The organism is Chryseobacterium lineare, from assembly GCF_977014045.1.
The window spans coordinates 810,226-831,421 of sequence record NZ_CDRNIQ010000001.1; the positions used below are offsets into that span (position 1 = coordinate 810,226).

At 37.7% G+C, this 21,196-nt stretch carries 18 protein-coding genes; 9 read left to right on the top strand and 9 right to left on the bottom strand.

The genetic code is table 11. The annotated features are described in order from the left end of the window. Nucleotides 1-5 precede the first annotated feature (5 nt). The 4 genes from ACWNCI_RS03550 to ACWNCI_RS03565 are packed head-to-tail and all read left to right on the top strand — an operon-like array spanning nucleotide 6 to nucleotide 3,973. Entirely contained in the window at nucleotides 6-527 is a 522-nt protein-coding gene (locus ACWNCI_RS03550) for a DUF305 domain-containing protein (protein WP_026706436.1), read from the top strand. 39 nt (nucleotides 528-566) lie between these two features. Then, nucleotides 567-1,229 carry a DUF3347 domain-containing protein gene (locus ACWNCI_RS03555; RefSeq protein ID WP_026706435.1) on the top strand — a complete coding sequence of 221 codons (663 nt, stop codon included), beginning with the start codon at nucleotides 567-569 and terminating at the stop codon, nucleotides 1,227-1,229. Nucleotide 1,230: 1 nt separating this feature from the next. Further along, nucleotides 1,231-1,680, top strand: coding sequence for a heme-binding domain-containing protein (locus ACWNCI_RS03560; protein WP_026706434.1), 450 nt, complete (start codon nucleotides 1,231-1,233; stop codon nucleotides 1,678-1,680). A 22-nt stretch (nucleotides 1,681-1,702) separates the two neighbouring features. Further along, nucleotides 1,703-3,973, top strand: coding sequence for a multicopper oxidase family protein (locus ACWNCI_RS03565; RefSeq protein WP_026706433.1), 2,271 nt, complete (start codon nucleotides 1,703-1,705; stop codon nucleotides 3,971-3,973). A gap of 44 nt (nucleotides 3,974-4,017) precedes the next feature. On the opposite strand, the gene ACWNCI_RS03570 is transcribed toward ACWNCI_RS03565, so the two are convergent. From ACWNCI_RS03570 to ACWNCI_RS03610, 9 genes are all read right to left on the bottom strand, one after another. Next, complete coding sequence (locus ACWNCI_RS03570) at nucleotides 4,018-4,896, bottom strand: ORF6N domain-containing protein (RefSeq protein WP_449387220.1); 879 nt, start codon at nucleotides 4,894-4,896, stop codon at nucleotides 4,018-4,020. Beyond that, a complete protein-coding gene (locus tag ACWNCI_RS03575; protein WP_449387221.1) occupies nucleotides 4,896-6,980 on the bottom strand; it encodes a DNA topoisomerase 3 in 2,085 nt (694 codons plus the stop codon). The genes ACWNCI_RS03570 and ACWNCI_RS03575 overlap by 1 nt, the downstream gene beginning before the upstream one ends. A gap of 3 nt (nucleotides 6,981-6,983) precedes the next feature. Further along, nucleotides 6,984-8,453 (bottom strand): DUF3945 domain-containing protein, encoded by a 1,470-nt coding sequence (locus ACWNCI_RS03580; protein ID WP_449387222.1) that lies wholly within the window; start codon nucleotides 8,451-8,453, stop codon nucleotides 6,984-6,986. Between the two features lie 98 nt (nucleotides 8,454-8,551). After that, a complete protein-coding gene (locus ACWNCI_RS03585; RefSeq protein ID WP_074745793.1) occupies nucleotides 8,552-8,842 on the bottom strand; it encodes a helix-turn-helix domain-containing protein in 291 nt (96 codons plus the stop codon). Nucleotides 8,843-8,868: 26 nt separating this feature from the next. Continuing rightward, the gene (locus tag ACWNCI_RS03590; protein ID WP_074590587.1) at nucleotides 8,869-9,222 is read right to left on the bottom strand and encodes a helix-turn-helix domain-containing protein; all 354 of its coding nucleotides are present in this window, start codon (nucleotides 9,220-9,222) and stop codon (nucleotides 8,869-8,871) included. A 250-nt stretch (nucleotides 9,223-9,472) separates the two neighbouring features. Continuing rightward, nucleotides 9,473-10,318 (bottom strand): RteC domain-containing protein, encoded by an 846-nt coding sequence (locus ACWNCI_RS03595; protein ID WP_449387223.1) that lies wholly within the window; start codon nucleotides 10,316-10,318, stop codon nucleotides 9,473-9,475. Nucleotides 10,319-10,696: 378 nt separating this feature from the next. Continuing rightward, nucleotides 10,697-12,328 (bottom strand): M1 family metallopeptidase, encoded by a 1,632-nt coding sequence (locus tag ACWNCI_RS03600; RefSeq protein WP_449387224.1) that lies wholly within the window; start codon nucleotides 12,326-12,328, stop codon nucleotides 10,697-10,699. Nucleotides 12,329-12,547: 219 nt separating this feature from the next. After that, complete coding sequence (gene tatC, locus ACWNCI_RS03605) at nucleotides 12,548-13,375, bottom strand: twin-arginine translocase subunit TatC (RefSeq protein ID WP_199897934.1); 828 nt, start codon at nucleotides 13,373-13,375, stop codon at nucleotides 12,548-12,550. A gap of 176 nt (nucleotides 13,376-13,551) precedes the next feature. After that, nucleotides 13,552-14,511, bottom strand: a complete 960-nt coding sequence (locus tag ACWNCI_RS03610; RefSeq protein WP_449387225.1) for a KpsF/GutQ family sugar-phosphate isomerase — start codon at nucleotides 14,509-14,511, stop codon at nucleotides 13,552-13,554. 156 nt (nucleotides 14,512-14,667) lie between these two features. On the opposite strand from ACWNCI_RS03610, the gene recQ reads away from it, so the two are divergent. From recQ to ACWNCI_RS03635, 5 genes are all read left to right on the top strand, one after another. Further along, nucleotides 14,668-16,872: a DNA helicase RecQ gene (gene recQ / locus ACWNCI_RS03615; RefSeq protein ID WP_449387226.1), complete on the top strand. Its 2,205-nt coding sequence runs from the start codon at nucleotides 14,668-14,670 to the stop codon at nucleotides 16,870-16,872. A 204-nt stretch (nucleotides 16,873-17,076) separates the two neighbouring features. Beyond that, nucleotides 17,077-18,156, top strand: coding sequence for a glycosyltransferase (locus tag ACWNCI_RS03620; RefSeq protein WP_449387227.1), 1,080 nt, complete (start codon nucleotides 17,077-17,079; stop codon nucleotides 18,154-18,156). A 58-nt stretch (nucleotides 18,157-18,214) separates the two neighbouring features. Further along, nucleotides 18,215-18,562: a hypothetical protein gene (locus ACWNCI_RS03625; RefSeq protein WP_449387228.1), complete on the top strand. Its 348-nt coding sequence runs from the start codon at nucleotides 18,215-18,217 to the stop codon at nucleotides 18,560-18,562. 215 nt (nucleotides 18,563-18,777) lie between these two features. Beyond that, entirely contained in the window at nucleotides 18,778-20,181 is a 1,404-nt protein-coding gene (gene lpdA / locus ACWNCI_RS03630; protein ID WP_449387229.1) for a dihydrolipoyl dehydrogenase, read from the top strand. A gap of 101 nt (nucleotides 20,182-20,282) precedes the next feature. Then, a complete protein-coding gene (locus ACWNCI_RS03635) occupies nucleotides 20,283-21,140 on the top strand; it encodes a DUF4476 domain-containing protein (protein ID WP_449387230.1) in 858 nt (285 codons plus the stop codon). Nucleotides 21,141-21,196 lie beyond the last annotated feature (56 nt).

Sequence of the window (21,196 nt, forward strand, 5' to 3'; positions counted from 1 at the left end):
CTGTTATGGAAAATATAGAAAACAAACTCGATATGCACCACCACGGGGCAAATGACGGGCATAACGGCAAACATTCTTCAGCAATGTACAAACGGTTTGCTATAATGGCTGTTGCAATGTTCGCAGCAATGTACTTCCTAATGTATGCTATGATAGACAGATTGGATAATCTTATCCCGAACATCAATAATTTATATATGACCCTGCTGATGGTTTCGGCAATGTTGGTCATTGAATTATGGATAATGAAAGGAATGTATCAAAACAAAAAAATCAACTGGGCAATCATTACATTTTCCCTTGCAATTGGCATTTTCTCTTGGTTTGGCATTAGGGAGCAAATAAATGTGGGCGACAAACAATTTGTAAAAGGAATGATACCGCACCACGCAGCAGCAGTGCTGATGTCTGAAAAAGCAAAGCTAACCGACCCCGAACTGATAGAGTTGCAAAAAAACATACTCGAAACACAGGCAAAGGAAATCGAATTTATGAAGCGAAAGCTGAAAGAATTTGAAAATAAGTAACCCGCAAAAATTTCTTTAACAACATTAAATAGCATTGAAATGAAAAATATATTTTTCTCCATCATCGCACTGGCAACGGTTGCAGCAATTACAGTTTCTTGCAATCAGTCTTCTAACAAAAATAGCGACCAGCAAGCCAATGACAGTACAACAATATCCGGAACTCAAAACTTGCCATCATCAACACAAAATGATACGGATAGTACAATGGCATCAATAGATACCACAGCAAAAAAAATTGAACAACAAGAAGTAAAAGAGGTAGCGCAAAACTTCTCTATTGCACCTATTGTTAAGGATTATTTGGCTTTAAAAAATGCACTTGTATCAGATAACGACAAAGCTGCTGCTAACGCAGGAAAGCAATTATATACTACCTTAAAAAATGTAGATATGAAAGCTATCCCGGCGAATAAACATAAACAATATATGGAGATAGCAGAAGATGCACAGGAAAACGCAGAGCATATTGGCGACAATGCCGGAAAGATAGCACACCAAAGAGAACATTTAGCATCGCTAAGCAAAGACGTTTCCGACCTTATTGCACTGTTCGGAACAACCCAAAAATTATATCAGGACTATTGCCCGATGTACAATGATGGCAAAGGTGCTGTTTGGATTAGCGAAGCTAAAGCAATAAAAAATCCATATTACGGCAGTCAGATGCTTACCTGCGGTTCTGTAAAAAAAGAATTTTAAAATGAAGAAAGTACTAAAGATAATATTGGCAATAGTGCTGTTTATTTTTATTGCAATTCAATTTTACCAGCCTGCCCTTAATGTAGATAAAGGGCAGGTTTACACAACCGATTTTACCCAATTCTATAAAATGCCTGTTCAGATAAAAGCGATGTTTCAAACCTCTTGCTACGATTGCCATAGCAACAATACCAAATACGTTTGGTACGATTACGTACAGCCCGCAAGAGCATTGGTAGAAAACCACATCAAAAACGCAAAAGAAGATTTGAATTTCAATGAATGGGGTACATACTCAAACAGGAAACAAGAAAGATTATTAAACTCAATCAAAGAACAAATAGAAACGAAGCAAATGCCCCTGTCCTCATATACATTGATGCATACTGATGCAAAACTGAATGACGAGCAAATCAAAACATTAACCGACTGGCTAAAAGAACAGGAATGAGTTTCATTAATAAAATATCAAAATGAATATACCCATAAATAGTAAAATGAGGTTGCTGCAAGCGGTATTTATACTGCTGTGTTCGCAATCCGTTTTTGCACAAAAAGTAGTGAGATATGAGCTGTATGTAAAAGATACGCTTGTAAACTACGCAGGAAAAGAAAAAAGGGCTATTGCGGTAAACGGTCAGATACCGATGCCAACGCTCACATTTACAGAGGGCGATACAGCGGAGATTGTAGTGCATAACCAGTTAAAAGAAAGTACATCGCTGCATTGGCACGGCGTGTTTTTACCCAACAAAGAAGATGGTGTGCCCTGGCTTACGCAAAAGCCTATTGAAGCAGGAGCAACATACACCTATCGTTTTCCGATTATCCAACACGGAACGCATTGGTATCATTCCCATTCAGGTTTGCAGGAGCAGATTGGAATGTATGGCAGTTTTGTGATGAAAAAGCGTGATGACGATAAAACCTTTAGAAAAGGAATTGATGATTTACCTACCGTACCCATCATTTTAAGCGAATGGACAAACCTAAATCCCGATAACATTAACCGTATGTTGCACAACGCCAATGATTGGGCAGCGATAAAAAAGAACGCTACACAGTCCTATGCGGAAGCCATCAGAGAGGGAAATTTCAAAACCAAATTGACCAACGAATGGAAACGTATGTTGGCAATGGACGTAAGCGATGTGTATTATGACAAAATATTAATCAACGGAAATCATACTACCGATTTAAAAACAGTTGATGGCAAAACACTAAAAGCAGGAGATAAAGTAAGATTAAGAGTATCAAACGGCGGAGCATCATCCTATTTTTGGTTACGATATGCAGGCGGTAAAATTACAGTAGTAGCCAATGATGGTAATGATGTAGAGCCAGTAGAGGTAGATAGATTAATCATTGCGGTTTCCGAAACTTATGATATTGTGGTAACAATTCCTGACGATGGAGTTGCCTACGAGTTTTTAGCCACAACCGAAGACAGAACACAATCGGCAAGCTATTTTGTAGGCAATGGTATCAAACAGTTAATATCGCCACTCCCAAGATTGAAATATTTTGAGGGGATGAAGATGATGAACGATATGATGAAGATGAATGGAGATTTGGACGATATGGGTATGAAAATGAGCCTGAACCAAATGGATATGAATGTGGTAATGTATCCCGAAATTACTGGAGAGGCTAAACCTAAAGAAGACCATAGCCAACACAATATGAATATGGATAATGAACCCAACCGTTACAATGCAAATGCTTTGGGAGAAATAAAAACGCTGAATTATGCAATGTTACAATCTCCTTACAATACGGAACTCCCTAAAGATGCTCCGGTCAAAGAATTGAAGTTTACCCTTACAGGAAATATGAACCGATATGTATGGAGTATGGATAATAAAATACTTTCTGAAACCGATAAAATACCTGTAAAAAAAGGAGAAATTTTACGCATCACCATTTACAATAATTCGATGATGCGCCACCCGATGCACCTGCACGGTTTTGATTTCAGGGTAATCAACGGTAAAGGCGAAAAATCACCACTTAAAAATGTTTTGGATATAATGCCAATGGAAACAGATACCATCGAATTTTTAGCAAATGAAGAGGGAGATTGGTTTTTCCATTGTCATATACTTTACCATATGATGTCGGGGATGAACAGGGTATTTGCTGTTGACGATTATCAAAATCCGTATTTGCCCAATAAAAAGCAAGCCTACAATAAATTACAGCGAGAAAGCAATATGCCGCACTTTATGGCACAGAATGATTTTGCAACCAATGGTAACGATGGCGAAGCAATGTTTCAAAATGCAAGATGGTCTTTGGGTACAGAATGGCGTTTAGGCTACAACGATATGCACGGCTATGAAGTAGAAACACATTTAGGAAGATACATCGGAAAAATGCAGTGGCTTATGCCCTTTATAGGTTTTGACTGGCGTTACCGTAAAATGGGAATGGACGAACACGAAACCAATTTATTCGGACAAAAGAATGAAAAAGACACACGAAGAGCCTTTAGCTTAGGGTTTATGTACACCTTGCCAATGCTCGTTAATTTTCAGGCAGAAGTTTATCACGATGGAATTGTACGATTGTCGTTGATGCGTGAGGATATTCCGATTTCAAAAAGATTGAGAGCGGGCTTTATGGTCAATACTGATATGGAATATATGGGAGAGCTTAAGTATATTATCAATAAAAACATTGGTATTCGTACTCACTACGATAGCGATATGGGTTTTGGTGTAGGGCTTGCGTTGACTTATTAGACCTTATAAACTAACCCCTCCGAAATTTCAGAGGGGTTTATTTTTCACTTGTTTAAAATTTGAAGCATCCTACCGATTTCAATATCCATTCTCGAAAAGGCAAACCATTTTTTGCCCAGGTCTTTCAGTGATGCTCCGATATGGTACAGTTCCGTACTGTCAATAATCAAAAATCGGTCGTGTGCATCGGAGAAAATCTCTACTTCGATAGACGGATATTGACTATTGTAGCGTTGCAGGTCTAACCGTAACTGATTGCTGATGCTTTTTGTGTAGATAGTAGCGGTTACATTGGTATTGCGTTTTCCCAATAAGGTCAGCACCGTATCGTCCACATAATTATCAAGCAGGGTAATGGAGCTTTTGGCACTTCGGATAATATCGGAAACAAAGGTATAGGCATCAAATACCTGCCCATTGTAGAAAATACCTTTTTCGGCGTGGAGCTTGTCGCTTTCAAGAGCCTTAAATATTTCCTCAAATTTTTGGTCGGCTTGTAATTGTTTCAGTTCTATATTGTCCAAACGATGGAACAGCGAAGCATTGCTGATGAGCATTTTTCGCATTTCTACAAAGGCTTCCATAATTTCAACACTGACTTTAACCGCTATATCTGAGCGGAGTATGGCAGAAGCCATTGCGACCCCTTGTTCAGTAAAAACATAGGGCAAATACCGTCTTCCACCGTAGCTTAAACTTGAGGTTCCAAATTGGAACCTCAAGTTTTCAACTTCCTCTTCGGTCAGTTGAAAGCAAAAAGAAACGGGAAACCTTTCAATATTTCTTTTTACGGCTTTGTTGAGGTTTTTTGTTTCCACTTGATATAAGGAAGCGAGGTCGCTATCCAGCATCACTTGCCTTCCACGTATGGAATAAATCAGATTTCTGATTTCCTTTGTGCTAATGGTAGGCTTATTTTCCATTACTTTTTGTAGCTTTTATTTTTGGCAAACTCAAAAGAGGTTTTGCAATCCTCATTCAACACGATATAAGCATCGAATTTCTTTCCGGCTTTGCTTTTCATTCCTTTGATAAGTGAAGTTTTCTTTTTATTGACAAGGTTTTCAATATCGGCTAAGCCGATTTGTACGCCACACACATTGCGGAACTGTACCCAATTACAAACTTCATCAGGACACTTCACTATTTTATCACGGATAATGAGTTGCTGGCTTTTGCATTTCGGGCAAACCAATTTAGGCAGGTTGTTTTGGGCAATGGAAGCTTGTAACAATTCATTGGTAATAGATGAGGCGTAAGTTTCCATTTCTTTTTGAAATGCCTCTGCATCTGTTTCGTTATTTTCGATTTTTTGCAAAGCCAATTCCCATTCGGCGGTCATTGCCACATCCGCAATTTTACGGTCTTTGACCAATTCGTACACCTGCAATCCTTTTTCGGTAGGGATTAAGGATTTCTTTTCCCGTTGGATATAATTGCGGGTAAACAAGGTTTCAATTATTGCGGCTCTTGTAGCCGGAGTGCCAATACCGATATTTTGCAAAGCTTTCCGTTCGTCTTCATTTTCGATTTCCTTTCCTGCACTTTCCATAGCCGACAAAAGCCCTGCTTCGGTATATAATACAGGCGGTTTCGTTTTCTTTTCCAAAACGGAGGCTTCTTTTATTTTAAGTTCATCGCCTTTTTTTATTTCGGGCAAATCCTGTACAGGTTCGGTATCATCATCGGAGAAACTGCCTTTGATGGAACGCCAGCCTGCTTCGATAACCTTACAACCCTTTACTGTAAAATCATAATGCAACGCTTGTAAACCTACATCGGTTATCTCTTTGATGCAGGCTTGTGAAAGGGCTTCGAGCAATCGAAAGGCAATCATATCATAAACGGAGTTTTCCTTTGCGTTCAGGGCTGATGGGATTTTATCAGTAATCAATAATCCGTGGTGGTCGGTAACACGCAAATCGTTTACAATACGTTTATTGAACCGTCCCCATTTCAATTTCCCTACGGCTTGCTTGCAGGTTTCGCTGTCCTGCAAAGCCCTTACGAGGTTGGGGATTTCTGCCCACACATCTTCAGGAATGTACTTGCTTCCGGTGCGTGGGTATGTGATAAACTTCTTTTCGTAAAGGCTTTGGGCAATATTGAGCGTTTCTTCCGCAGAAAGGTTCAGCTTTTTGTTGGCTTCTTTTTGCAAGCCAGTAAGGTCGAACAATAGAGGCGGTTGCTCTATAATTCTTTTGGTTTCCACCGATGTAACCGTTGCCGTTTTACTTCGCTGAACGGATTTCAGCGTATCATCGGCAAGTTTTTGGTCTTCCCATTTGGTTTTGGAAATGCTTTTAAAATCTATCAGTTCTTTGTTGTGCGATAACTGTATCTGCCAGTATTTCTTTACCGAGAAATTTTTATTTTCCAAATAGCGTTTGCATATCAAAACCAGTGTAGGCGTTTGCACTCTTCCGAGCGAATAAATGCCATTTCCTGCGGCTATGCTCAACGCCTGTGTAGCATTGATGCCCACGAGCCAATCGGCACGGCTTCTGCCTTGTGCCGCCTGATACAATCCATCAAATTCTTTTCCGTCTTTGAGATTATCAAACCCCTGCTTAATGGCTTTTTCGGTAAGCGAACTAATCCAAAGCCGCTCAAAAGGCTTGTTGCATTTTAGGTATTCATAAATGTACCTGAAAATGAGTTCGCCCTCACGTCCTGCATCGGTGGCTACAATGATGCTGTTACTACGGTTAAAAAGCTGTTCGATGACTTTCAGTTGCTTTAATGCACCCGTATCCGCTGTATAACCTTTGTCTTTTTTGACCTTTCGGACGGTCAGCAAAAACGGGTTTGGGAGTATTGGCAAAGCTGTTTTGTCAAACCCCGAAATGCCGTAATCTTCGGGCATTCCCAATCCGATTAAATGACCGAATGCCCACGTAACAAAATAGCCGTTACCTGTCAAGTAGCCGTCCTTTTTATCGGATGCTCCCACAAGTCCGGCTATTTCCCTTGCTACGCTTGGTTTTTCTGCAATTATTGTTTTCATATTTTACATTTTTCTGCCTTTGGATTTTGCAGGAGCTTGTGGCTTTTCCTGTTGCTCCTGCTGTTGTTTGTTTTTCGGTCTTTGTTGCCCCGACCTCAAAGGCTCATTGATATTTTTGGTCGCTTCGTTGGTCTTGCCCTCCGAATTGACGGCAGTTTGAGTTTTATGAGCTTCGGCAGGTTTTGCCTGTGCTTTAACTTGGCTTGGAAATTGGAAGTTCGTTTTTCCTGTTTCTGCATTGAAAGTGATATAACCCTGATACGGTTGCCCTTTTTTATCCCTCAATCCGTCAATATAGACGGTTTGCCCGGCTTTGAAATCCTTGTGCTGCTCATCGGTCAGTTCTTTGCCCCTAAATGTTTTTGGAGCTTCCTGCGGTTGGGTTTGCTGATTACTTTGTCCGTTGTTTTGAGTTTGCCCATTGCTTTGGGTCTGCCTGTTGGAGTTATTGCGGTCAAACAGGAACTCAACATAACGCTTGTCTGCATTGAACTGTACCGTTGCCGAAAACTCCGTTCCTTTGGTGGAAATCATACCCTCTAACTTTAGCGGTTTACCCTCCATTAAAGTTTGCTTTTGCTCATCGTTCAGTTTCACGCCTTTAATTTCATCGGGAATTTTTATGTATTCTATTTTCAGTGCAATCAGTTCATTGGTTAACCTATCCACACTAATAATTGACGGAATGGTTTCGCCTGTTTTGGGGTTTTTCAAATCAACCACACGTCCCATATTTCCTGCATCGAGTAAGTTTTTCTTGTCTTCATCAGTAAACTTGTGTCCAAAAAACTCAAAGTTTAAGTTCGGTTCTTTACGAATACCGTGAATGGCGACCACTACTTTACCTTCATCATTATGTTGCAAAGAAAGTCTGGCATCCATTCGGGTAACGGCAGTGCCGAGATTTAGGCTTACGGGTACAAGTTCATTGGTTTTAAAACCTTTCAATAAAGGTTCAAGTAGGTTCATTTTTTCAAGGCGTTCTTTGCCTAATCCAAGATTGTTCATTGTTTCCCAATCAATTTGTTCCGGCTTGTAACGGTATTCGTTATTTTCCGGTGCTTTTTGTGTTGTTTCCATATTATTTTGATTTTCTTGTTTATGTTCAGGCTCAACTTTTACTTCGTCTTTTTTCATTTGTTTTTCGCCTCGTGGCGTAGGATGATCTACCTGTTTTTGAAATTCTTTTGCTTTTTCTAAGGCTTTATCGGCTGGTACTTTGAAGAATGTAAATTTGGTGGGATCTTTTAGCTGTCTGTAAAAGTTTGAGAAGAAATTAGAAATCAAATCACCCTGTTTGTCCACCCGCATAAACTGGTTTTGGTTTTTCTTAGTGGGGTCAACGGTTTCCATTTTCCCGTTCTCGTCAATACTCTTTACGGCTTGGATTTTCATTTTTTCTTTATCCAGCACTAATAATATGTCCGATAATTGTTCGGGCATTTCCTGCTTATTTGTTGTTTCTTCGCTCATAATCTGAAAAATTTAAAGTTTACCGCCGAATGTAAATTAAGCGTTGGCTGTATTGCCCAATGTGGCACTCAAAAGCAGTCTTTGTCTTTCATTGGCGTTCATTTTGAGGGTGGATTAAAACTCTCTCTAATGAACTGATGTACATCGGATAGCTTGTAATACAATTTTCCGCTTATGGTATAATAGGGCAGCTTACCGATGGAGCGATACCGTTGCAGGGAGCGGTTGCTGATTTTAAGCATTTGAAGCAAATCCTGATTATCCAGCAATTCCTCGCCGTCTATGCTGTTGCGTTTCTTTTGCAGTTCATCTATATTGTCGCCCAGCATATCCAAGCGACCCATTAAGCGTTCCATCCACGCCAAAAATTCCATCCTGTCAATATTCATAGGGATATACTTTTAAGGGTTCATACCTATTTTTTATCTGTCTTTAGTTTCCTGCCTTTTTCGATATAGCTTTTGCCTGTTGCTATAAGTTCCTTTACATACTCATCACTGCTTTGAACAGCATTGGCATTGAGCATATCTTTGATAGCACCAATCGTGTAGAAGTATTGTCCATAGATTTTTGAATAAGCAATCTCACCTTTGGTACGCATACGCCAAAGCGTTTTTTCGCTAATGTGCAGGTATTGACATACCTCGTGATTGTTGAGCCACAGGTCATCATAATTGGTCACTTCCAATCTTTTCAGATAATCAGCGATAGCAGTGATACGATTGTTTAGCTGATCCCACGCTTCTTCTTCAATGGTTATTATTTTCATTGCATAACTTTTAAAGTTTACTATGCAAAGTTGAAAAGAGTGGCAGAGTTTGTCTGCCAAGCCTTGCCAATTGGTTTGGCGGTTTTTTGAAAATTTTTACAATTAGGGGAACCTCTTGTTTAGTAAGGGTTTTGGAGCATTGAGGATATTTTATAATAGAGTTTTGCCAACATTTGCCAATTGGCAGATATGGGTAAATAAAAAAGCAGTACGTTTTAGGTACTGCTTTAAATTTATTGTGTTGATATGGCTAAAGGTCTTTATCCATATATTCTTCAAGGGATATTTTGAGCTGGTCTAAAAAAGCCGTCCGGGAACCTGCCCTTGTTTTCATTCGATGGAAAGAGTGATGTATGTCGTTTAATGGTGTTCGGAATAGCACCTGAAAAATCAAAGCTAATTTTCGGATGCCTATTTTTCCGAATGCGATAGAATTTGAAGCATAGAGAGCATATACCAGTTCGATAAGTGCATTTTGAGAATTTGTCCACGAAATATCCTTGTTTGCTTCTCCATTTAATAAAATTAAATCTGGATTTTCTTCGGGACTGATTTTAGTAAGCATATAAGTATAAAGTAATTCGTTCGCTATAATATGGGCTATTTTGTTATCATAATATGTAGAAAAACTAAGGTCAATTTCAAATACGCCACTCTTTAATCCATCGTGGTAATTGACTTGTCCGAGCCTGAAATAAGTATGGTCACGGTCTGTCCTGCCAGCACGGTAGTATCTGTAAAAATCCTCATTGCAAATACTTTCTTTATATTCTGATTTGAGGTTTTTTAGTAGGTTCTCATAATAACTTTGATGTATTTTGCCATTACTTACAGGGCAGGTTGTTTCAATGCGGAATATTTTGTTATAGTATATGAGCTTCCCTAAAATTTGCGGTTTAATGTTCTTGAAAAAGTCAATCTCTTGCTGTTCATCTGCAAAACTATCCTGCAATACTCTTGCTTTTATGATAGACAGCATTTCTTTCAGGAACAAGGTCATTTCAAAAGCCTCATCCGCCGTTCGCATCATTTGAGAAGACAGTTTATCTTCCTGATGATGAATTTGGGTTATTATTTTATTCAACACGATTTCCATAGCATAGCCGTTTTAGAAGTTCTCACAATTTGTTTCGGAGTTGCATCTATTGTTGATATGCCAAAATTTGGGAATAATATTGAAATCATTATCACAGTTTCCCCCCATTGGGGAGATTTTATTGATATTGCAAGTAGAAAAGAGAAGACAAAATAAAGGGTAAAGCACTAATGCACTTTACCCTTTATTTTTTATATTTGCATTATTGATTTACAAGGTAATCAAATGAAAGCAAGTGCAGTAGGCACCATTACTAAATCGTTACCGATAGAGTTTTCCACTCTTGTAAACTACTCTTTAATAACCACTTCGGTCTATACTAATCTTTTTTTCATAAAAAAAGCAAATCCACTTTTAAATGAATCTGCTTCTTTTCAATTACTGTACTTTTTTATACCTAATGTAATAATTTTTATTGAATTCTATAGGGCCTCCTTTCTTCAGTTTCACGGTTTGCCACTGTTCGGTAGGATTTATGGTTTGCTCACTGTCGATTCTTATCGGGAGCTTCAGGTTTTTTATAGTATTCGTGTACCGGAATTTTAGCTCTTCTCCTTTTTGAGAATATTCTAAGGTCGGAACATTTGTTGTTCTTAAATATTGATTAAATACGCTTGAAAAATCAATTCCGGATTTTTTTGAAATATAATCTTCAATCTGTTGAGTAGTGACCGTCTGATGATAAAAATCTTTATTGATACCTCTCAGGATCTCCCTGAATTTATCATCATTATTAATCACCTGGCGGATCGTGTGAAGCATGCTGGCCCCCTTAGAATACATATCGCCGCTTCCTTCATTTCTCACACCATATTTTCCGATAATCGGAATATCGTTGCTGATCGTTCTATGAATTCCTTGCATATAAATGTCCGCCGATTTTTTATCCATGAATTTTTCTGTGAAAAGCACTTCTGAATACATGGTAAATCCTTCATGAACCCACATATCCGCCTGGTCTTTTGCCGTAATATTATTGGCAAACCATTCGTGTCCACTTTCGTGAATGATAATATAATCCCATTTCAGACCGACACCCGTTCCTGAAAGATCATTTCCCAGATATCCGTTCTGATAATGATTTCCGTAAGCTACGCTGCTTTGATGCTCCATTCCAAGATAAGGAGATTCTACTAATTTGTAAGAATCTTCGTAAAAAGGATACGGTCCGAACCAATATTCAAAAGCGGAAAGCATCGGCTTTACCTGTTGGAACTGTTTTTTCGCCTTATCAAGATTGTAATCTATTACCCAATAATCGAGATCCAGCTTTCCTCTTTCCCCGCTAAAAGTATCTTTAAAATTCACATATTTTCCAATATTGGGAATGATAGAATAAGCGTTGATAGGGTTTTTAACTTCCCATGTATAGGTGGTTTTTTCGCCTTCATTTTTCTTGCTGATCAGCCTTCCGTTTCCTACACCGACAAGATCTTTCGGAGTAATAATTTTCATGATGATGCCATTGTCAGGCTCATCACTCCAGATATCTTTGGTTGGAAGCCATATTGAAGCTCCGATTCCTTCGTCGGCAACACTCATCCAGGGATTCCCTTTTTCGTCTTTTGAGAAAACCCAGCCGCCGTCCCAGGGAGCATTTTTTGCAATAACAGGGTTTCCGGAATAAGTAACATCAATGGTACATTTTTCTCCTTTTTTAAAAGTTTTGCTTGTCTTGATCCAGATAAAATCTCCGTCCTGCTTATAATCTGACATGGGAAAACTTGCTTCCACCTTATCCGCTTTCATGGGCTGCTGGAGATCGATCTGAAAAGTAGGGTTTGTCACATCCTTACTAATCTCAAAACTGATTTTATTGTTTCCTTTAATGCTTTTCGAAGCAAAATCGGGCTCTACGGAAAGATCATATTTCTTTACATCCCAAAAATTTCTAAATGCTGTATTAGAGCCTTTTAAAGTATCCTGTTTTGTAAAGGTTTTTCCTTTCTCAAAGAACTGACCGAAAACCAATCCCGAAACAAATAAAAGCGTACATGAAAGTTTTTTCATCTGAATTAAATTAATCTTCCAAAAATAGAAAATAAATTGATTGTAAACAGTAAAACGTAAATTGATTGTAAGTTTTCGTTTAAAATTATTCTGTGATGAATTATCCGTTGTCTTGTTTCAGATTACAATGATATATTTTTTTGGTAAGGCTGAAAGTCCCTCTCCTTGGGAGAGGGATTTAGGGTGAGGAAAGATAATATACTTCGATTTATCTTTTTATTATTTCTGAACAGCCGGTAAATTTCCAGCCGCTTTCTGTACTTTCTTATACGTGTAAGAACACATAATAATACTGAATTCGTAGAGCAGTAGCAGCGGAAACGCAGCCATCATCATGCTCAGAACGTCTGCCGGGGTAATGATTGCCGCAACAACCATGATGAGAACGATTGCGTGACGACGATACGTTTTCATAAATTTTGGAGTAAGAATTCCGATCGTTGTCAGGAAATAAATGAGAACGGGAAAGAGGAAAATAACACCCATTCCCAAGACTACCTGCAAAAACAGTGTCGTATAATCACTCAGGTCGTAAAGCGGAATAATAATATCCGAAATTTTGAATATAACCCCGAAATTAACGGCAAAAGGAAGGATCAGGAAATATCCGCATAAAACTCCAGTCATAAAAAGAATCCAAACCGAATTGATAATAAATATGGAGTTTTTTCTTTCTTTAGGATGCAGGGCAGGACTGATGAAACGCCACAATTCCCAAACGATATAGGGAAAAGCAAGCACGATGCCGCCAAAAATAGAAACAGCCATCATTACATTAAACTGCTGATACAATTTGCTGGCACGTACCGGAAAATCTTTCGGAAGGTGAATACTGTCTTCTCCCAAAATCATTTTGGAAAAGTGATTGACTATTTCAAAGGTGGCAAAATCGTTTCTGGTAGGACCGAAAAATATATGATCCATAATCCAGTTGATATTAAAACCGATAATGACCGCTGCAATGATGATTGCAAGAATACAACGGATGAGGTGACCTCTTAGTTCTCCAATATGTCCAAGAAAAGACATGTCTTTAGCATCACTCACAGAATATTTTTTTTAAGATTTCAAATTTAGGAAAAAAGTTTCAGTAAAGCAGAAGTTGGGAGAGGGAAGATGGAAGTTTAAAATTAGTACGATTATTTTTATTCCTCTTATTGTATATTCTTCGAATATTAGCGCTTTGAGAATGATCTTCCAGCCTCCGGCTTCAGTCTTCTGAACTAATTGATCCCTTCATCCAGTAACTTGTGAAGGTCAATAATTCCAAAGTATTTTCCATTTTCGGTGACTACAAGCTGCCCGATATTGTTATCTTTTAAAATTTTCATAGCCTCTTTCGCCAGTGCAGTTCTTTCAACCGTTTTCGGGTTGGCAGACATAATATCCTTAGCCAGTACCTTTGAAATATCATCACCTTTCAGCAACATTCTTCGTAAATCTCCATCGGTAATTACTCCCATAATCTCACCGTTATTGGTCACAACGGTAATTCCGTGTCTGGAACCGCTGATCGAAATGATAACATCTTTTACTGTATCATTTTCAGTAACCTGAGGTTTTTGTGAAGACAGAAAATCATCCACTTTTGAAATTAAGTTTTTACCCAGACTTCCACCCGGATGGAACTTAGCAAAATCATTGGCCTTAAAATCATTCATTTCCATTAAAGCAATGGCTAAAGCGTCTCCCAAAGCCATTTGTAGTGTTGTTGAGCTTGTCGGGGCAAGTTTATTCGGGCAGGCTTCCATATCGACATGGGTATCCAGAATAATTTCAGAAAATTCTGCCAGCTTGCTTGTTTTATTGCCTGTCATTCCGATCAGTGCAGAAGAATAGTCTTTCAGGTAAGGAACGATATTAACGATTTCAGGCGAGTTTCCTGAGTTAGAAATACACAAAACGACATCCTGTTTCTGAATGACTCCCAAATCCCCGTGAATGGCTTCTGAAGCGTGTAAAAACTGCGAAGGAGTTCCCGTAGAATTTAAAGTTGCTACGATTTTATTACCGACATGCGCTGATTTACCTATTCCCACAACGATCAGTTTTCCTTCAGCAGAATGGATGATTTCCACTGCTTTTGCAAAATCGTCATTCAATCTGTTAATAAGTTTTTCAAGTTCTGAAATTTCTATTTCTAAAGTGCTTTTCGCTATTGAAATAATATCGGCTCTTTCCATTATATTTTTATGAGGTATATAAAAATAACTTAAAAAAATGTTATATTCTTAAAAGGATTTTTAATATAAATTTTATTTTTTATAAATTCGTTCGCTTTTATTTTAAGCGAAAAATTCATAACTTTGGATTAGATGCAAATTTAGCAATAAAATTAGATGAGCGCAAAAAAAGCCAATTTATCAGGCGAATTGAAAAGATATTTCGGATTCTCTACTTTTAAAGGGCAGCAGGAACAAATTATAGATAATCTTCTGAATGGAAAAGATATATTTGTTTTAATGCCTACCGGAGGTGGTAAGTCCTTATGCTACCAGCTTCCGGCACTTATTTCCGAAGGTACTGCTATTGTGGTTTCACCATTGATAGCTTTAATGAAAAATCAGGTGGATGCGGTGAACGGACTTTCATCTGATAACGGAGTGGCCCATGTTTTAAATTCATCATTAAATAAAACACAGACCAAGCAGGTTTTTGATGATATAAAAAGCGGTAAAACAAAACTTCTCTATGTCGCTCCGGAATCTCTTATCAAAGAAGATTATCTTGAATTTCTCAAAGACGTAAAAATATCATTTTTTGCGATTGACGAAGCCCACTGTATTTCAGAATGGGGACATGATTTCAGACCGGAATACCGAAACCTGAAATCCATTATCGATAAAATTGCCGATGTTCCGGTTATTGCTCTTACAGCAACAGCAACACCCAAAGTGCAGGATGATATTCAGAAAACACTTGGGATGACGAATGCTTTGGTTTTCAAAGAAAGCTTTAACAGACCGAATCTTTATTATGAAGTACGTCCGAAAGTGAACGTAGATAAAGAAATCGTAAAATTTATCAACCATAATAAAGGGAAATCAGGAATTGTATATTGCCTGAGCAGAAGGAAAGTTGAGGAATTTGCCCAGCTGCTTCAGGTAAATGGAATTAATGCCTTGCCTTATCACGCAGGTCTTGATCAGAAAGTGAGGGTAGCAAATCAGGATAAATTTCTGATGGAAGAGGTCGATGTGATTGTTGCCACTATCGCATTTGGGATGGGCATAGACAAGCCGGATGTGCGGTTTGTTATTCATTATGACTTCCCGAAATCTTTGGAAAGCTATTATCAGGAAACGGGAAGAGCAGGCCGTGACGGAGGAGAAGGGTATTGCCTGGCATTTTATGATCCTAAAGATATTGAAAAATTAGAGAAATTTCTGGCACAAAAGCCTGTTTCGGAAAGAGAAATCGGCTTACAGCTTCTTAACGAGGTCGTAGGTTATGCGGAAACTTCAATGAGCAGAAGGCAATATATTTTATATTATTTTGGAGAAAATTTTGATCCTGTGAATGGTGACGGAGCCAATATGTGCGATAATTCATCGAATCCTCCAAAATTAAAGGATGCGACCGACGATTTGAAGAAAACCCTTGAATTAATAAGAGATACAGGTGAAAAGTTCAAGTCAAAAGATATAATCTCCATCATCGCAGGTAAAGAAACGGCGGTTACAAAATCCTATAAACTGGAGCAAAGTCCTTATTTTGGCTTTGGTAAAGAAGAAAAAGATAATCATTGGAAAACTGTTTTAAGACAGGCTACTGTTCAGAATTTCCTGCAAAAGGATATTGAAACCTATGGTGTTTTGAAAATTTCTGAAAAAGGCAGATTAGTTCTTGATGGAAAGCTGGAACATTCGTTCATGATTGCGGAAGACAGGGAATTTGACCTTACCCAAACCAAAGCGGAAAGTGACCAGATACAAATGCAGTCTGCCGGTGGCTTGGATCAGAATCTGTTCAGTCAGTTGAAGGAATTAAGAAAAAAAGTTGCCAAAAAGCATGGAATTCCTCCTTACACGGTTTTCATGGATCCCAGTCTTGAGGATATGACGGTTCAGTACCCGGTATGTGTAGAAGAAATTGCAAAAATATATGGTGTTGGTGAAGGTAAGGCCAAAAAGTATGGTAAAGAGTTTGCCGATTTCATCAATAAATATGTAGAAGACAATAATATCGAACGTACTCAGGATATGGTGCTGAAGCAAGTGGCCAATAAATCCAGCCATAAGGTTTTCATCATTCAGAGTACAGATAAGAAAATTGATCTCGAAGATATTGCAAGAGCCAAGAATCTTTCGATGGATGAGTTGCTTAAAGAGATGGAACGTATCGTCTACCAGGGAACCAAGCTGAATATCGATTATTATATTGAAGATAATTTTGATGAAGATATCGTAGATGGTTTTATGGAGTTTATGAACGAATCCGAAAGTGACAGCATGAAAGTTTTACTGGATGAATTCGGGGATGAGCTTTCTGATGAAGAAGTAAGAATGTTGAGGATAAAATTCATCAGTGATGTAGCCAACTAAAGATTATTTAAACTAAAATATTTAAAAGAAATTCTTCTATGGAGAGTTTCTTTTTTATTTGAAGCAATTTCTAATATTTTTGGATTTCTTCTGAATGATAAATTTAAATGCAAATGAGCTTTGTATTATTTAATTTAAAGTTAAAAATCATTAATTTCAAATTGAAATTTAAGGGTAACAAAACTTTTTATTAAATTTACATAGATGAAAAAGATTTCTGTCATATTTATCCTGCCGGATCTGGAAACAGGCGGTGCAGAAAGGATTGTTACCACCATTGCAAATCATCTTTCCCGGGATCGGTTTGAGGTCAAGATTTTGCTTTTGCGTAAACAGGGTGGTTATCTTAATTTTCTTCACAAAGACGTTGAGGTAATTGATCTCAATACCGAAAGAATCAGACATTCTTTAAAACCTATTTTATCAGAAATTTACCGCAGAAAACCAGATATTGTATTTTCGGGTTATGGTGAAGTCAATGCTTATTTGTCTCTTTTTATTAAGCTTTTTCCCAAAACAAGATTCATTGCCAGAGAAACAAATGTGGTTACGGAGCATGTGAAGAGAAAGGAGATAAGATTCTTTTATAATTTTTATAACAATTATCACAGAATCATTGCTCAAAGTGATGATATGATGAAGGATCTTATTAAAAATTTCAGGATAAAATCGGATAAGATAGTTAAAATTAACAACCCTGTTGATTTTGATTTCATTGAGGACAAACTGGCTGTTTCGCAAAAACCTGAAAGCTTTAAATATAATTATAAAAACGTTGTTGCTATAGGGAATTTATCTGCAAGGAAAGGATTTGATAATCTGCTTAAAGTATTTTCAAGGTTGAAAAACGAAAATATTTTGCTGCATATTCTTGGAGATGGAAAAGACCTTGAAATGCTACACCAAATGAAAGACTTTTTGGGTCTTGAAAACGTGATATTTCATGGTAAACAGGAAAATCCTTATCAGTTTCTGAAATATGCAGATCTTTTTATTCTCTCTTCAAGGTATGAAGGCTTTCCGAATGTTTTACTGGAAGCAGGAGCTTGTGGCACGTATTCTCTGGCTAATAATTGTCCGGGCGGGATTCATGAAATCATTCAGAATAATATCAACGGAGAAATTTCCGATATTGAAGATCATGAGGAGTTTTCCCAACATATCATGAAAATTCTTCACGGTAGTTACGATAAAGATGCTATAAAAGGCTCAATAAAATCAAGGTTTTCAAAGCATATTATTATGGATAAATATGAAAAAGTATTGTTGGATCTGGTAAGATAGTTTGTCTGATGCGATCTTAATTCCCTATTTTTGGCAGCATTAAAATTAATATTCGACTATGATTAAGATCCAAAAAATAGGATGCAGCTGCGAGAAACCTACCTCAAACTATACAGAATACAGAAGTTCCGAACTGGGTACGGATCACACCAACGGAAGGTATGCGGAAGTGAGTATTCAACAGTGCAAACTCTGTCAAAGGATATGGATTCATTATTTGGTTGAATTTGAACATTATTCCAAATCCGGAAGATGGTACAAAGGAATTGTTTCCAAAAAAGACCGACCGAATATCACCCCTGAAAATGCCGTGGAATATCTGGAAAGCCTTGAATGGTATGTGTTTGGAGGTTCTTTTTTTGATAGTATGGGTGCGTTCGGACAGGGGAAATTGAAGGTGGATTGACTTACAGCAAGTAATATTGTGGAAAGCTTGAAGCTGGAGGGCAGAAGATAATACAGTGTTTTATTTGATACCAATTAAAAATAATCGCAATGCTTTAAACTACCATCACCCATCTTCCCTCTCAAAATTTGACACATCTCACTTTCTCACTTCGTAATTAATCTGTAAATTTGTAAGAATTAAAGAGATAATAATAAACAAATTCATAAAATAACATGAGTCAATTCGATGTTACCGTAATCGGTTCCGGTCCTGGAGGTTATGTTGCTGCAATCCGTGCTGCACAATTAGGTTTCACAACAGCAATTATTGAAAAATATCCGACTTTGGGAGGAACTTGTCTTAACGTTGGTTGTATTCCTTCAAAAGCACTTCTTGACAGTTCAGAGCATTTTGAGAACGCCAAGCACAATTTTGCAGGTCACGGAATCATTATCAACGAACCTCAGGCTGATATCGCAAGAATGATCGAGCGTAAAAACGAGGTGGTAAAGCAAAATACAGATGGGATCAACTATCTGATGAATAAAAATAAGATTACTGTTTTTGAAGGCGTTGGAAGCTTCGAATCTGCAACTCAGATTAAAGTAACGAAAAACGATGGTTCCACAGAAACTATTGAGTCTAAATATACAATTATCGCTACGGGTTCAAAACCATCTTCTCTGCCTTTCATTACTTTAGATAAAGAAAGAGTAATTACTTCTACGGAAGCTTTAAATCTTAAGGAAATTCCTAAGCATCTGGTTGTGATCGGAGGTGGAGTTATCGGTCTTGAATTGGGTTCTGTTTACTTAAGATTAGGCGCTCAGGTTACTGTTGTTGAATTTATGGATAAGATCATCCCTACAATGGATGGAGCTTTAAGCAAAGAATTAACTAAAGTTTTGAAAAAACAGGGAATGAAATTCATGCTTTCTACGGCGGTTTCTGCGGTTGAAAGAAATGGAGATTCTGTGAAAGTTACTGCTAAAGATAAAAAAGGAGAAGAAGTAACTGTTGAAGGAGATTACTGTTTAGTTTCTGTAGGAAGAAGACCTTACACAGATGGTCTCGGACTTGAAAAAGCAGGTGTAGAACTTGACGAAAGAGGAAGAGTGAAAGTAAACGATCACCTTCAGACTAATGTTGCCAACATCTATGCTATCGGAGACGTTATCAAAGGAGCAATGCTTGCTCATAAAGCGGAAGAAGAAGGTGTTTTTGTCGCTGAAACATTAGCAGGTCAAAAACCTCACATCAATTATAATTTAATTCCAGGAGTTGTTTATACATGGCCTGAAGTTGCCGGAGTCGGTAAAACCGAAGAGCAATTGAAAGAGGAAGGAGTAGCTTACAAAGTAGGTTCTTTCCCGATGAGAGCTTTAGGAAGAAGCCGTGCAAGTGGCGACGTTGATGGTCTGGTTAAGATCATCGCAGACGAAAAAACGGATGAGGTTTTAGGAATGCACATCGTTGGAGCAAGAGCGGCCGACCTTATCGCAGAAGGTGTAATTGCTATGGAATTCCGTGCAAGTGCTGAAGATATCGCCAGAAGTTCTCATGCACACCCTACTTATGCGGAAGCCATTAAAGAAGCAGCATTGGATGCTACGGCAAAAAGACCCATTCATATGTAATTCTGATTATAAAATGTAATCATTTAAAAATATTTGTAAATTAGAGAGGCATTTGTCTCTCTTTTTTTGTATAAAAAGTAGAGTTGTCAAATAAAGAAATTATGAAAAGTATATTTATAAGTCTAATGTTTCTCATTGCAACAAATTCATTGGCACAGGAAGCAGGAAAGGCTGGTGAACTTCTTAAAAATGAAGCTTCCAAAACAGAAATCGGATCTGCTAATCCTAAAAAATCAGATATAAAGAACAATAATAATTCAGGTTTTAGGAATCAGGATAATAAAGGTTTCAGAACAAACGATCTGCAATATCAATGGAATCAGGAATATGGCTATTCCGAAGTTTTTCTTAGAATTCCTGAGCAGGGATTTTTTAGTGTGGAAATAGGAGATCAGTTTATATCAAATAATTCGGGAAAATTTCGGTTCTTTGATCTGCCGGCAGGAAGGATTCCGGTTTCTATCTATGAAAGTGGTTATTTATTATACAGAACTACTTTAAATGTCCGAAACAACAGCAGGCTGGTTCTCGATTTTTTCACTAATAAAGGTTTATTTTTATTAGATTCTTATCCTGTTCAAAGTCAATCTTATGGCTTTAACAGCTGGAATGATGTCTGGAATAATCCATACGGAAATGGAGGCTATGATGGGAATTTAAACTATCCTAATGTCATGGACAATCAGACTTTTCGACAGTTTATGGATACAATGAAAAACAGGGCTTGGTTTGATGATAAAAAAATGGAATTTATCAACCAGCAAGGACGTCATGCGATGTTTACCTCTGAGCAGATTAGCATTTTGGTAAAAGATCTGAGTTTTGATAAAAATAAATTAGCTTTAGCCAAATCATTATTTCCGAAATGTGTTGATAAGCAAAAATATTTTCTGGTTTATGATTCTTTTGATTTTGAAAGCAGTAGAAAAGAACTGATGGATTATATTTCTAAATTATAGTAGTGAGAGGAAAAGAATTCCTTTTTTACGCTCATAGTTTACGTTTTTGCAAGTTC